General features: G+C 72.8%; 12 protein-coding genes. 3 read left to right on the forward strand and 9 right to left on the reverse strand.

All coding sequences use genetic code 11. The features are described 5' to 3' along the window. Positions 1–16 precede the first annotated feature (16 nt). The 9 genes from CG736_RS20550 to CG736_RS20590 form a co-directional block, all read right to left on the reverse strand. Complete coding sequence (locus CG736_RS20550; protein ID WP_100587666.1) at positions 17–856, reverse strand: SDR family NAD(P)-dependent oxidoreductase; 840 nt, start codon at positions 854–856, stop codon at positions 17–19. Next, positions 853–2136: an MFS transporter gene (locus CG736_RS20555; protein ID WP_100587667.1), complete on the reverse strand. Its 1284-nt coding sequence runs from the start codon at positions 2134–2136 to the stop codon at positions 853–855. The genes CG736_RS20550 and CG736_RS20555 overlap by 4 nt, the downstream gene beginning before the upstream one ends. Beyond that, positions 2133–3344: a phenylacetate--CoA ligase family protein gene (locus CG736_RS20560; protein ID WP_100587668.1), complete on the reverse strand. Its 1212-nt coding sequence runs from the start codon at positions 3342–3344 to the stop codon at positions 2133–2135. The genes CG736_RS20555 and CG736_RS20560 overlap by 4 nt, the downstream gene beginning before the upstream one ends. After that, positions 3341–4339 (reverse strand): RimK family alpha-L-glutamate ligase, encoded by a 999-nt coding sequence (locus tag CG736_RS20565; protein WP_157815667.1) that lies wholly within the window; start codon positions 4337–4339, stop codon positions 3341–3343. The genes CG736_RS20560 and CG736_RS20565 overlap by 4 nt, the downstream gene beginning before the upstream one ends. Further along, complete coding sequence (locus CG736_RS20570; RefSeq protein WP_100587670.1) at positions 4336–5766, reverse strand: KamA family radical SAM protein; 1431 nt, start codon at positions 5764–5766, stop codon at positions 4336–4338. The genes CG736_RS20565 and CG736_RS20570 overlap by 4 nt, the downstream gene beginning before the upstream one ends. Beyond that, a complete protein-coding gene (locus tag CG736_RS20575) occupies positions 5766–7475 on the reverse strand; it encodes a class I adenylate-forming enzyme family protein (protein ID WP_100587671.1) in 1710 nt (569 codons plus the stop codon). The genes CG736_RS20570 and CG736_RS20575 overlap by 1 nt, the downstream gene beginning before the upstream one ends. Positions 7476–7601: 126 nt before the next feature. Further along, positions 7602–8978 carry an FAD-dependent oxidoreductase gene (locus CG736_RS20580; RefSeq protein ID WP_232734089.1) on the reverse strand — a complete coding sequence of 459 codons (1377 nt, stop codon included), beginning with the start codon at positions 8976–8978 and terminating at the stop codon, positions 7602–7604. Then, positions 8975–9286 carry a phosphopantetheine-binding protein gene (locus CG736_RS20585; RefSeq protein ID WP_198520563.1) on the reverse strand — a complete coding sequence of 104 codons (312 nt, stop codon included), beginning with the start codon at positions 9284–9286 and terminating at the stop codon, positions 8975–8977. The genes CG736_RS20580 and CG736_RS20585 overlap by 4 nt, the downstream gene beginning before the upstream one ends. A gap of 197 nt (positions 9287–9483) precedes the next feature. Then, positions 9484–11013: an AMP-binding protein gene (locus CG736_RS20590; protein ID WP_100587672.1), complete on the reverse strand. Its 1530-nt coding sequence runs from the start codon at positions 11011–11013 to the stop codon at positions 9484–9486. Positions 11014–11901: 888 nt separating this feature from the next. On the opposite strand from CG736_RS20590, the gene CG736_RS20595 reads away from it, so the two are divergent. The 3 genes from CG736_RS20595 to CG736_RS20600 all read left to right on the forward strand — a co-directional run bounded on the left by CG736_RS20595 (position 11902) and on the right by CG736_RS20600 (position 13672). Then, the gene (locus tag CG736_RS20595; RefSeq protein WP_157815668.1) at positions 11902–12264 is read left to right on the forward strand and encodes a hypothetical protein; all 363 of its coding nucleotides are present in this window, start codon (positions 11902–11904) and stop codon (positions 12262–12264) included. 9 nt (positions 12265–12273) lie between these two features. Next, the gene (locus CG736_RS38410) at positions 12274–12399 is read left to right on the forward strand and encodes a hypothetical protein (protein WP_255419018.1); all 126 of its coding nucleotides are present in this window, start codon (positions 12274–12276) and stop codon (positions 12397–12399) included. A gap of 121 nt (positions 12400–12520) precedes the next feature. Continuing rightward, positions 12521–13672, forward strand: a complete 1152-nt coding sequence (locus CG736_RS20600; RefSeq protein ID WP_100587674.1) for a hypothetical protein — start codon at positions 12521–12523, stop codon at positions 13670–13672. Positions 13673–13861 lie beyond the last annotated feature (189 nt).

Consider the following 13861-nt stretch of genomic DNA (forward strand, 5'->3'; position numbering starts at 1 on the left):
GGCGGTTGCTCCAAGGTCACGGAGTGGGGGTGAGGCCGATCCAGTCGTGGGCGAGGCGCTGGACGGTGCGGCCGTCGCGGTCGGCGAGTTTGGCGTCGAGGTAGGCCGCGGCCCACGCGTTGGTGGGGATGCGGAACGGCGGCCGGTCCTCGGCCAGTGCCCGCACCACCGCGTCGGCGACCTCCGCGGCGGGTTGCCCGGCGTTCGCCCAGCTCTGTCCGAGCCGGTCGACGTACGCGGCGAAGGTGTCCGCGTACGGGCCCGAAGCGGCTTGCACGGTACGGCGGTTGACGTCCGGGAAGTGGCCGAAGCGAGTGTCGGGCACGTAGCCGGGCACCACCATCGAGACCTGGACGCCGTGCGCGGCGGCCACCGGGGCGAGTGCCTCCATGAAGCCCTCGACGGCGAACTTGGCCGCGCAGTACGCCTCGTTGAAGGGCTGGCCGATCACGCCGTGCACGCTGCCGATGGTCAGCAGCCGGCCCCCGGAGGCGCGCAGCAGCGGCATCGCGGCACGCGAAACGGCCACCGTGCCGAAGAAGTTGACCTCCAGGTTGGCGCGCAGCGCCGTCGAGGTGGACATCTCCAGCGTCGGGTCGAAGTTGGAGATCCCGGCGTTGTTGACCACCGCGTCGAGCCGGGGGAGGTCGGCGAAGCAGGCGGTGATGGACTCCTCGTCGGTGACGTCCAGTCGACGGACGACGGCGTCGGGCGCGGCGGCCCGCAGAGCGTCGGCGCGGTCGGGCGAACGGACGGTGGCGATCACCGTCCAGCCGGCCCGGCTCGCGGCGGCGGCGGTGGCCAGGCCGATGCCGGACGAGCAGCCGGTGACGAGGAGGACCTGGCGATCCGTCATGAGGCGGTCTCCGCGAGTTCGGTGACGCTGTCGGCGGCCTTCGGCAGGCCGGCGTCCATCCGGGACTGGACGGCGAGGGCGGGCAGGAAGGAACAGGCGGCCAGCAGGGTGCCGCCGACCATCGTCCAGCGGGCCGCGTCCAGGACGCCGAGCGGGCCGGTGAGCAGGGAGACGGAGAGGCCGCCGGCCAGGGCGGCGAGCGGGATGACGCCCCAGGTGGCGGTGCGGAACGCGGCGTGCATGACGCCCTGGTGCTGGGCGGACATCCGGGACTGCCGGGCGGGTGCGGAGCACACGTTGATGCAGGACATGAAGAAGCCGTAGCAGCCCATGGTGACGGCGATGACCGGCCCGGCGGGCAGTGCGGGCGCGGCCAGCACGCCCAGGCCGACCAGGCAGTGCAGCAGCAGCGACCAGGCCATGGTCCGGCCGATGCCCAGGCGGCCGCTGATCTTCGGGGCGACCAGTGCGCCGAGCAGCGCGCCGACCGCGCCCGCGGACATCGCGGCGCCGAACACGCCGACGGTGACGTGGAGGCCGCGGTAGGCGAACACCGGCAGCACGGTGACGAACACCGGGCCGCCCGAGTTGAGGGTGACGGCGGCCAGCACCACCCGGCGCAGCACCGGGTCCTGCCAGTTCAGGCGGAAGCCGAGGGTGAGGCGCTGCCACACCGAGCCCTGGGCGACGGTGCGTTCGCCCCAGGGCCGCATCCAGCGGAAGCAGGCGGCGGAGACCAGGTAGCTGGCAGCGTCGACCAGCAGCGAGGCGGCGCCGAGCGCGCTGTACAGGCCGGCGGCGATGGACGGTCCCGCCACTTCGGCGACCGAGCCGCTGCCCTCCAGCCGCGAGTAGGCGCGCACCAGGTGCTGCTGCTCGACGACGGCCGGCACCGCCACCAGGTAGCCGACGTTGAAGAAGATCGTCGCGCCGGAGACCGCCGCGACGCAGCAGAACAGCAGCGGCGTGGAGAGGAAGTCCAGCCAGTACGCGAACGGGATGATGCCGACGGCCAGCAGCCGGACCAGGTCGCAGACCAGTAGGGTGAGCCGCTTGTCCCAGCGGTCCACCAGCACGCCGGCGATCGGCCCGAGCAGCGGAATGCCCAGGTACTGGGCCATGGCGACGATGCCGACCTGGAACGCGGAGGCGTGCAGCACGAAGATCATCAGGGTGGGGACGACGAACACCGTCACCCGGTCGCCGACGTTCGAGATCGACTTGCCGAACCAGAACAGGTTGAAGGCCCGGCCGAGGCGCTCGGGTGCGCGGAGTCTCACGACGCCTCCCGGACGACGAAGCCGGCGGTCTTCCCGGTGCGGTCGTTGCCGATCAGGGCGTCCACCACCCGGACCCGGACGTGCTCCGGGTCGTGCACGAAGGCGGTGCTCAACGTGAAGGTGGCGGAGAGCAGTTCACGGCGCAGCGCCGCCGGGTCGGGGAGGGCGCCGAGCACCAGGACGTCCACTTGCTGGGCCCGGCCGCCCTGTTCGGTGATCACCACCTGGGCGCGGGTGACGCCGGGTTCGCGTTCCACCCGGGCGAGCAGCTCGTCCACGTGCAGGCCGAGGCCGCGGACCTGCACCACGTTGTCGCGGCGGCCCAGCACCCGCATCGCCGGTCCGGACCTTCCGCACGGGCAGGACGTCAACTCGCCCGCGTCGCCGGTGCGGTAGCGCAGCACCGGGTTGAGCATCGCCGGGTCGAGGGAGGTGAAGTCGAGCAGGCCGTCGTCGCCGACGTGCACCAACTGGTGCGGGAACGGGTGGAAGGTGTCGGCCGGGCAGTCGGGGGTGTTGGAGCCGACCACCCAGGTCTCGGTGGAGCCGAACATGCCGTGCCGGCGGGCCTTCGGCGCGACCACCGCCAAGTCCTCCTCCAGCTGCGGCTGCCAGGCCTCGCCCAGCCACAACACCTTGCGCAGCGACGGGAGTTCGATCCCGGCCGCGCGGGCGTGCGCGAACCACAGCCGCAGCACGCTCGGGGTGCCGCCGATCGCGGTGACCTTCCGGTCGGCGAGGAACGCCAGCCACTCCGGGTACTCCTCGCGGGTCACCGAACCCAGCGCGATCACCCGGCAGCCGCACAGGTCGGCCAGGCCCGCCGCGAGGAAGTGCGCGCCCCACATCCGGCCCGCACCCCAGGCGTTGACGAAGACGTCGTCGCGGTCCAGCGGCTGCCAGTGCTCGAACACCTTCGCCATGTAGAACCCGGTCGGCGCGTACCCGACCTTCGGCGCGCCCGTCGAACCGCCGCTCTGGAACAGCCAGGTGGCGCCCTGCGCGGCGGACGGCTCCAGGTGGGCGAGGGCCGTGTTCAGGTCGTCCTTGGCCAGCGGCGGCAGCGCCGCCAGCTCCGCGAGCGTGCCGGGCGCGGCGACGTCCGCGTACCGGTCGCCGAACTCCGGGACGGTGCGCAGCAGTTCCAGGGTGTGCCGGGCCACCGCCAGGCCGTCGGCAGCCTGCGCCTCGGTCAGTGAGAAGCTCATCGGGCAGCGCCCCCGTTCGTGAGGAAGGCCGCGTGCGCGTCGCGGTAGGCCGCGAACCGGGCCCGGGTGACGTCCCGTTGGACCGAGCGGTCCGGGTCGTCGAAGTCCGGGGCGATCACCCCGTCCGGCTCCAACTCGGAGAACCAGAACCGCTCCCCGTCGTGCAGGAAGTCCACGCAGAAGAACGGGATCGGCAGCTTCTTCGCGAAATAGGCAGTGGCGTCGACGAGTTCGGCCGGGATCTCGCAGAACTCCATCGACCCGCCGCGGCTCGCGTTCGCCACCGGCGACCCCGCCTCCGGGGTGCGCCGCAGCACCGCGTACGGCTTCCCGTCGATCACGTACACCCGGTAGTCGGCCGTGCCGTCGCCCAGGTACGGCTGCGCCACCAGCGTGGTGTCACCGCCCTGAGCGAGGCTGGCCAGCCCGCGCACGTCCTCGGGGGAGCGGGCCAGGCAGATCCCGCCGCCGCCGCACCAGCCGGCCGGCTTCACGATCGCCGGGAACGTCAACTCGCCCAGCGCCACCTCGTACTGGTGCTTGGAGACGTCCCGGCCCGAGCCGATCCGCACCGACGGGATCGGCGGCACCGGCGAGTCCGCCAGGAACAGCATGGTCGCCAACTTGTCGTTGCCCAGCAGCGACACCTGCGCCGGGAACGGCAGGTAGAACCCGGCCTGCTCCAGCACCGTGCACAGCGCCAGCTGGTTGAACACGTCCATCGACTGGTACGGCAGCGAGTACAGCGCGGTGATGAACAAGGTGTCCTCGGGCGTGACCGGTTCGTCGTCCACGTACACCCGCGGCCGGGCCGGATCGGTGCCGTCCACCGTCACCGCCTCCGGGGCGTGCCGGGACCACTCCATCCCCATCCCGGCGGCCACCTCGGCGAACATGTCCCAGAAGTAGTGCTTCCACATCGCCCCCGACCGGGTCGACTCCCGGTCCGGGAAGATCCAGCACATTCGGCGCAGCGGCGCCGAAGCCTCGCTCACTTGCCCTCCAACAGGCCCAATAGTTCGGGAAGTTCTGCGACACCACCGCGTTCGAGCTGCTCCGCCCACCAGGCGCGGCCCGCTTCCGGCAGCGTGTCCACCGGATCCACGTACGGGTACCGGCGGTTCAACGGCGCGTCCTCGCACGGCTCTTCGGCCGACGGGAGCTCAACGGTGGTGCGGTAGTTCTTGGTCCAGTACGAGATGCCGCGTTCCCGGTCGTAGTCGACCGCCTGGTGCACCCAGCGCTTGCCGACGTGCGGCACGTCCGCGACCAGCCGCGGCGTCGCGTAGCCCGGCAGGTAGCCGAGGATCGCCTCCTGCAGGCGCTGCGCCTCGGAGAGCGGCAGCCGCCAGTGCTCGGCGTTCGGGATCACGTCGCACAGGTAGAAGTAGTACGGCAGGATGTTCGCCTCGCCCTGGAGGGCGAAGCACAGGTCGAGCAGCGCCGCCGGGGTGGCGTTCACCCCGCGCATCAGCACGCCCTGGTTGCGCACGTCCCGCACGCCCGCGTCCAGCAGGCCCCGGGCCGCCTCGGCGACCAGGGGCGTCACCGAGGCGGCGTGGTTGGCGTGGGTGTGCACCGCCAGGTTGACCGAGCGGCGGGCGGCCAGCCGGGCCACCCGCTCGACGCCGGCCAGCACCTTCGGCTGCAGCCAGTGCTGCGGCAGGCCGACCACCGACTTGCTGGCCAGCCGGATGTCGCGCACCGAACCGAGCTCCAACAGCCGCATCAGGAAGGATTCCAGACGCGGCCACGGCACGTTCGCCAGGTCGCCGCCCGACACCACCACGTCCCGCACCGACGGGGTGCGCTTCAGGTAGTCGAGCATCTGCTCCTCGCGGTCGGCCGGGCGCAGCACCAGCCGGGCCTTGGTCACCTGCGGCGTGGAGCGGCCGACCAGGTCCATCCGGGTGCAGTGCCCGCAGTACTGGGGGCAGGTGGACAGCAACTCGGCCAGCACCTTGGTCGGGTAGCGGTGCGTCAGCCCCTCCACCGCCCACATCTCGCTCTCGTGCAGCGAGTCCCGCGTCGCCAGCGGATGGCTGGGCCACTGCGGATGCCGGTCGGAACGCACCGGCAGCATGTACCGCCGCACCGGATCCGCCAGGAACGCCGCGGTGAACGCCGCCGGCTCCAGCGCGGCGTCCGCCGCCATGGTGTTCAGCATGTGCGGCGGAAGCAGGATCGACATCGTCGCGAACTCGGCCTGATCGGCAGCCAGTTCACGATAGAAGTGATCCGTCAGCAGCGGGCCGAACAGCTCCCGCAACTGCCGCTCGTTCTGCACGCAGTGCGCCCGCTGCCACTGCGCGTCCCGCCACTGCGCGGCCGACACCTCCCGCCAGCCCGGCAGCCGCCGCCAGTCCGGCTCCGTCAACTCCCGCCGCGCGTAGGAGTACGGCTGAGGCACCTGACGAGTCATCAGGGACGCGCCGGACCAGTGGCGGAGAGCAGACCGGCGTGCCGGGTGCGCAGCTCCCGCTTCAGCACCTTGCCGGTCGGGCCCAGCGGGAACTCCTCGGCGCGGTCCGCGACTCGGAGCGCCGCCAGCTCCGCGAGACCGGCCTTCGCCAGCTCGGCGTTGGCCGCCTCCAGCAGCCCGTCCGCGCTGGCCCCGTCCTGCAACCGGACCACCGCGATCGGCCGCTGCCCGCCGTCCGGGTGCGGCACGCCCACCACCGAGCAGTCCTGCACCTGCGCGGCGCAGTCGGCGAGCAGCACCTCCTCCAGCGGCAGGCTGTACACCGGTCCGTCCAAGGTGTCGATCACGTCGACCGTGCGGTCCAGGTGGTAGAACCGCCCCTCGCCGTCCCGGTACGCCACATCGCCGGTCAGCCAGTACCCGTCCTGCCGGAACGACTGCGTCAGCCGCTCGTTGTTCCAGTACCCGGGCGTGATCGACGGCGCGGCCACCGCCAGCAGACCGACCGTGCCGTCCGGGACCTCGACACCGTCCTCGTCCAGCACCGCCGCCCGCTCCACCACCTCCGAGGGCGTGCCCACGCAGCGGTCGTCCCGCTCCGTCTCCGGCGAGGTCACCTGCCCGAACAGCGCCATGCCCATCTCGGACGACCCCAGCCCGTCGACGAACTGCGAACCCGGCAGCGCGGCCTGCTCGGCCCGCTCCTGCGGCAGCAGCCACGGACGGATCAACCCCGCCGGGCGCTCGCCCAGTTGGACCAGCCGGCGGATGTGCCCGTAGTGCGCGCTGTCGCCCGTGTTGAACCACGAGTGCACCTTGGCCGCGCCCGCGGTCGGGAGGTCACCGGTCGCCAACTCCACGAAGGTGCGCGGGAACGACGCCACCATGGTCGGCCGGAACGCCTCCATCACCGGCTCCACCACGGCCCGCCGCCAGTCCGACATCACCACCGTCGGCAGGCCCAGCAGCGTCGCCGTCATGAAGTAGCTCAGACCGCCCGCATGGGTGTGCGGCATCAGCGACATCAGCCGGTCGTACGACTCCGCCGGGAAGCGCACCATCCGCGGCTGCTTGCCCTCCCAGAACTGCCGGTGCGCCAACATCGTCGACTTCGGCGTGCCGGTCGTCCCCGAGGAGTGGATCAGCGCCACCACGTCCTCGGCCGCGTGCTGGTACGGGTACCCCTCCGGCAGCGCCGCCGACGCCGCGTCGAAGGCCTGTACCTCGGCCGTCAACGACAGGAAGCGGGGCCGCAGTTGCGGGTCCTTCCGGTACGCCGACGCCAGCCGGGTGGTGTCGTCCGCGACCACCCCCACCACGCCGACGTGGCTCAGGTACCGCACCATCACGTCGTGCCGCATCGCGTCGTTCACCAATGCCGGAACCGCACCCAGCGCGGTCAGCGCGAAGAAGTGCAGCAGCGGCTCCAGGCCCTCGGCGATCACCACGCCCACCGGCTCGCCCGGCCGCACACCGTTCGCGTGGTACCAGGCCGCGTACCGGTCGCGCAGCGCCACCAGGTCCAGCAGGCTGTGCCCGCGCAGCGCCACCTGCCCGCGGTGGTCCAGCCGGTGGCTGAACGCGAACGGCACCGCACGGTGCGGATTCGCCTCGACCGCCCGGTCGAGGAAGTTGCCCGCACCCAGGGTCGGGTCGGACATGAACCGCTCTCTGACGGCAAGCGGCGCGATGGATGTCTGATCGCTCATGGCGGTCTCCGGTCTCTCCGGTCTTCCGAAGCAGGACTCGACGCCCGGGCGCGCCCGCGTGCGAAGCGCGCTGCCGGGTCGGGGAAAAAGGGTTCGAACTGGCAACTGACGTGATGCCAGGTGCTGTTACTCGCCGAGGAGGTCGGCGGTGACGCGGCGACCCGAACGGATCGCGCCCTCCAGCAGGCCGAAGAACTCGGTGCTGGTCTCGGTACCCGCGAAGTGCACCCGGCCGTGCGGCTCGGTCAGCGTCGGGCCGAGCGCCGACCAGTCGCCGGGCCCGAAGAGTGCCGCGTAACAGCCCTTGCTCCAGGGCTCGTTGACCCAGTCGGTGACATGGAAGGCGATCGGCTCGGGCAGCATCGGGAACAGCCGGGCCGCCTGCGCGACCGCCGTCGCGCGCTGTTCCTCGGGCGGCAGCGCGGCGAAACGATGGGCCTCCGCGCCGGTGACGAACCCGGTCAGCACACCCGGGGAGCCCTCCGGCGGAGTGTCGTCCACCGTGGACAGCAACGGGCCGGTCGCGTTCACCGACCATCCCGACAGGCCGTGCGCCCGCCACACCGGCTCCGGGAACACCAGGTTCAGCTTCACTGCGCAGCCGCGCTCGGTCCGCGACGCCGCCCGCGGGGTGGGCAGCGGCGGACGGAACCCGATCGCGTCCGCGAGCAGCGGCGGCACCGCCACGACCACCGCGTCCGCCCGGTAACTCCCCTCGGGCGTACGGACGACGGCCTCCCGCTCGGTCTGCTCCACCGACAGCACCGGCTCGTCGGTGTGCAGCACTCCGCCCCGGTCCAACAGCCGTCGGGTCAGCCGCTCGCACAGCCGGTGCGAGCCGCCCGCCACCCGGTCCTGCTGGGCGCCGCCCTCGAAGGCGTTGAGATAGCGCAGGCCGCCGCCGGACCGCAGGTAGAACGCCATGTGCAGGACCGAGATCCTGGCCGGATCGGCCGCCATCATCTCGCCCAGGAACAGCGGGAAGAACAACTTGGCGTCCGGGTGGGTGAGTCGCTGCTCCGCCCAGTCCGCCACCGTCAGGGCGTCCAGCCGCTCCGCATCCGGTGAGAGCCATGGCGCGTCCGGACGGACCGCGGCCGTCAACTCCTCCAGCTGCTCGAACAGGTCGCCCAGCGCGACGGCGCTCAGCGGCGGGAACCGGCCGTCGCGGGTCGCCGCGCCGTCCGAGCGGTCCTCGGTGAGGGCGAACCGGCTGGCGCCCGCCATGGTGGTGGGCGCGGTCTTCAAGTCGCAGGCGGCGAGCAGGGCGTGGAGTTCGGTGTGCAGGTCGCCGAGGTAGGCCGCGCCCGCGTCGATCCACCGTCCCGGCGCCACCTCGATGCCGAGCGTGCGTCCGCCGACCCGGTTCCTGGCTTCGAGCACCGTCACGCACACGCCGCGGTCGGCGAGTTCGACGGCCGCGGTCAACCCGGCCAGGCCCGCGCCGACCACGATCACCGACCGCGGCGCCGAGGCGGTGCCGGGGGGAGTCGCGGCGGTCATCGGCCGGCCACGATTCTGTGCGCGTCCGCCGTGACGCTCCCGGTGGCGATGCGGGTGGCCAGGCCGGCCGGGGTGGGGTCGGCGAGGAAGTCCTCGAAGGTCAGCTCCACGCCGTGGTCGCGGGCGACGGCGCTGAGCACCCGGGTGGCGATCAGCGAATCGCCGCCCAGCAGGAAGAAGTTGCCGTCGGCCGGGACGTGGTCCAGCTCCAGGATCCGGCGGAACACCGCCGCGAGCGCCTCCACCGGGTCGGGCGTGCGACCGGGGCCGGCTGCGGCGGGTGCGGTGACGGGCATGTCGAGGCTCATCGGGGTCTCCTTCGACCGGTGCGGGGTGCGCGTGGTCTGGCGGATGCCAGGTCGGCAGTGCTCGGTGCACGGTGCTTTGCGGTGCGGCGTGCGGGCGCGCGGGGTTCTGCGCCCTCGGCGGTACGTGAACTGACGGTGCGTCAAATGTGGGGCCGGTTCGATGCCCGGACGGGTGCCGCGGCGGTGGCGGGCGGGACTCAGCGGGGGGCGGTGCTGTGCAGGCGGTGCGAGGCGGCGCGGTCGACCTTGCCGCTGGCGGTGCGGACCAGGTCCGGCACCACGGTGATCCGGCTCGGGACGAGGTGGCCGGGCAGGCGTTCCCGCAGGTAGAGCAGGAGTTCGGCGGCGAGCGCGGGGTCGGGCCCGCCGGTGCGCGGGACGACGTAGGCGACCAGGGCGGCCCGACCGGCCAGCGTGGTGGCGGTGACGGCCGTCGCGCCCACGCCCGGGTGGGCGCCGATTCCGGCCTCCACCTCCGCCGGATCGACCCGGATGCCGCGGATCTTCACCTCGTGGTCCAGCCGGCCCAGCGGGGTCAGCACCCCGTCCCCGTCCCGGGCCGCCCGGTCGCCCGTCCGGAACCAGCGGTGCCCGTCGCGGAGCACGAAGCGTTCGGCGGTGGCCTCCGGCAGCCCGGGGTAGCCGGTCGCGATGGCAGGTCCGCCGATCAGCAACTCGCCGTCGGAAGTCAGGAGTTCGGCGACGTGGGGAAGGGCGCGTCCGATCGGTGCGCGTTCGGTGGGCTCCCAGTGGCGGCCCGGCTCCGGGGTGCGCGGGCCGAGCAGGTCCACGGCGTGCGTGATCAGGGTGGTCTCGGTGCAGCCGTAGGTGTTCAGCAGGCGGATCCGCGAACTGCCCGTCAGCCGGCTCCAGTCGGCCAGCCGGGCCGGATTGGCGGCCTCGCCGCCGATCACCATTAGCCTGACGCACTCCGGCAGTTCGGCCGGTCCGCCGTCCTCGGTGAGGTGCAGGACCAGCTCGTGCCAGAACGCCGTGGGCAGGTCGAGCACGGTGATGCCGCGCCGCTCGACCATCCGCAACAGCCGGGGGAACGACGCCGAATGCGCCTCCGGATCGAACACCAGCCGGCCGCCGGCCGTCAGCGTGGGCAGGATCTCCTCGAAGCAGGTGTCCCAGTTCAGCGAGGCGAACTGCAACACCCGGTCGTCCGGCCCGACTTCGAACAGTTCCCGCAGCGACCCGACCGTGGCCGTGATCGCCTCGCGCGGTGTCAACACCGGCTTCGGTCGGCCCGTGGACCCCGAGGTGAACAGCAGATAGGCGGGGTCCCCGGGTGCGACGGCGGTCGTCCTCCAGGCGGGTGCCTGCTCGGTCGAGTCGTGCAACTCCAAGAAGGATAAGCCGAGTTGTTCGGCGTGTTCGGCTGTCCCGGGACCGACCAGCAGTCGGCAGCCGGCCGTCTCGGCCAGCTGGCGCTGCCGCTCCACCGGGAAGGCCGGGTCGATCGGGACGTACACGCCGCCCGCCGCGAGGATGCCCAACAGCGCCACCACGGTGTCCGGGTGGTGCCCGGCCGCCACTGCGACCGGGCCCGGCCGGTCGCCCAGTCGGGCGGCCAACCGCTGTGCAGAGAACGCGAGTTGCTGGTAGCTGAGAGTGTGCTCGGGAGACTCGATTGCGGCGCGCTCGGGCCACCGGAGAACGGTATCCGCGAACGCATCCAACAGATCGGAACCCGATCTGTCGATGCCACCGTTCTTTGACATGCCCGCTCCAAGATAAATGCCCAGAGGTGCCCGTCCGTGCTTCGGCGAACCGGGACTCTACCTCTCGGCATCCGACCCCACAATGGTTGTTGAGGCGATTTCCCAAGCGGCATGTGAGTGAACTGTGAACTCCCCGCGCCCGAACCTTGATCACGTTCCGTGATCACGCTCCCCAACTGGGGTCGACCGCCCTGCGACCCCCTGTCGGGCGCCCGCGAGTGCTGGTCCAGTCCACAGTTCGGGGGAGTGCCGAGGGTCCGGCGGCGGTGCGGCAAGCTGTCCGGGAATGCATCCACATCAGTGGTTCTCGTTACCGAACAAGCCCGCTTTGTCTCCGAACGAACACCGGTCCTCGGAGGGGCGGCCGGATCTGTCCGGGAATGGAAAGCGATTACCTGTCGCCGCTTCGGCCGCGGCCAATTCGTCCCGTGCGTGCGACGGTTGCCGTGCCGGGGTTGACCGCCGAACGACAACGGAGCGTGACCGCACGAAGGTTCGACGGCTCGTCCTTCCGTGAGAGAGGTCGGCGCGGGTGCAGGACGGCGGCGGGGCGGATCGAGCCGCCCGGTTCGGCGAGGCGGGCGACGCCGTGCCATGGGCGGCCGGGCGCCGCATGCGGCGTTGTCCGGATTGGCGGTGGAGAGTGCCCGGTCGTCCGTTTGCCGGGCCGGACGAAGTACGAACACCTCGCGCGTTTCGTGGTGCGAGGGCATGAAAGCCGGGTCTGCTTCCGGAATCGGGAAGTGGCCGTTTCTTCTTCCTGGCCGGACGGGGCGGCAGGCGGTTGAGCGGCCGGGCGGCCACCGCAACCGGCGTCTCCTTCGGTCGCGTCCATGGGGGGACGGGCTGCCGGCAGTCCGTGGGGCCGGAAGGGGGCACGTGAGGGTGATGCCGAGCAGGGGGAGCGCCGGTTGGCGGGTGCTGGCCGGGGCCGCGCTGCTTGCCGTGCTGGCGCCGCTGCTCACGGTCTACGCCGTCCGGACGCACGACGAACTGGCGTGGCAGCTCTGCCGGCGGCTCGGCACCCGGCCCGCCAGGGTCTGGGCGGCGGCGTTCGGCGCGCCGGTGGCGAGCGTCGCGGCCGCGGTGGGGGCGGTGCGGCTCGCGGTGAAGGCCGAGCGGCGGCCGGGGCTCACGGTGGCCGCGGTCGTCCTCGCCTCCGTGCTGGCGCCCCTGTTCCTCGTGGAGGCGTCCACCGCGGTGAGGCTGCTGCTCGTGGACGACAGCGGCGGGGACGCCTGCGGCCGCTGAGGCCGTGGAGTGCCGAGCCGTACGGAGCTTGCCCAGTTGGTCGGCGCCCGGAGGCGCGGCCGCCACGGCATCCACCCGCGCACGCGCCGGCAGATCGGCGACTGCCTGGCCGACGCCCACCCGCACCTCGGCTGAACCGTCGGGGCCGCGTCGATCCGCGCTGTCGCCGCGAGGATTCCCGGCGCCCCCGGCGGACGAACCGGGGCGACCGAGGCGTCCGGCATGGCGGGCGAACGGCCTCAGTAGGATCTCGCGGATGACCGTCACCGTGCTGCTGATCGATCTCGCCGTGGTCCTCTCGGTGGCCGCCGGCCTGGGGTTCGGACGGCGGGTGCCGGCCGGGGCGGCGGTGGGGCGAGGCGGGTGGGCGGTGCGGCCCGAGGTGGGGCTGGCGGTGGCGGTGGGTGCCGTTTACGTCAATCAACTGGTCTGCGCGGCCTATGTGGTGAGGGTGCACGGCGGGGACGCGTCGTTCGTGACGCGGTATCTGCCGCCCGGGTGGTTCGCGCAGCCGGTGGGGGATCCGGTGGTGCGGGCGGTGGCGGGGTGGATGCCCGCGCCGTGGGTGTTCGGGCCGAGCGTGCTGCGGGTGCAGGCGTTCCTGGAGTTGCCGTTCGTGCTGTTCGCGTACGGGACGGCGCTGCGGCGGCTCAGCCCCGCGCTGTACCGGGCGGCGCTCGGGTCCGGGCCGCTGGTGGGGGCTGCTGCGCTCTCGTACACGGTGGTGTTCGGCGTGGTGGAGTGGGCGCTGCGCAACCCGTGGACCGTCCAGGACCTGCTGATCCGCGCGGCTTCCGCGGCCGTCACCGCCCCGCTGGTGCTCGCCCTCGCGCGCCGCGACCGCGGGCCGGAACTCCGGCCCGGCCTGGGCGGGTTGCTGCACTTCACCGTCTCACTGGGGGCGCTGGGCGGACTGGTGATGGTGGTGTACGACACCGCGCTGCTCTACAACTCGGCTCACCTGCGCACGCGTTGGCCCGAGCTGGTGCTGTGGCTGACGGTCCTGGCGGCCAGCGGGCGCCGGGGCCCGGCCGGGCGGGCGGCGGTCGGCCCGGCCACGGCGGCGCTCGCCGCGGTGCTGCGTCGAGGCCTGGTGCTGTTCCTGGTGCCGGCCCTGGCGGTGCGGTACGGGACGGGGTTCGCCCATCTGCAGGTCGCCGCTGCGGGCGGGCTGTTCATCGTCGGCGCCGCCCTGTGGCAGGAGCAGGTCCGGCGGGCGCTGCTGCCGCCGGCGCTCGGTGCGACGGCCGGTCTGGGCGCCGCGTACCTCGCCCTGCACGCGGTCGCCGACACCTACCCGGAGAGCGGCCTGCTCCGCGCGACGGTCGCCTTCCTGGCGGTCGCGGCGCTGGTGTGCGCCTTCGTCGACCGGTGGACGGCGACCTCGCGCCGGACGTCCGCCGCCTGACGGGCCCTCGGGCGGGGTGGCGGAGCGGTCACCGGGTTCCGGATCCCGCTCTTCGGGTGCCAGGGCGGCAACGACGTGCTCAGCCCGCCGGACGCCGCCGGGCGCTTCTTCGACGACGCGACCGCACCGGCGAAGTCCTCCGAACTCATGTCCGGCGCACGCCACTTAGCGAGCTTCCGGCACCCCGAC

Origin of the sequence: Kitasatospora sp. CB02891, assembly GCF_002803145.1 — a bacterium.
Taxonomy (GTDB): Bacteria; Actinomycetota; Actinomycetes; order Streptomycetales; family Streptomycetaceae; genus Kitasatospora; species Kitasatospora griseola.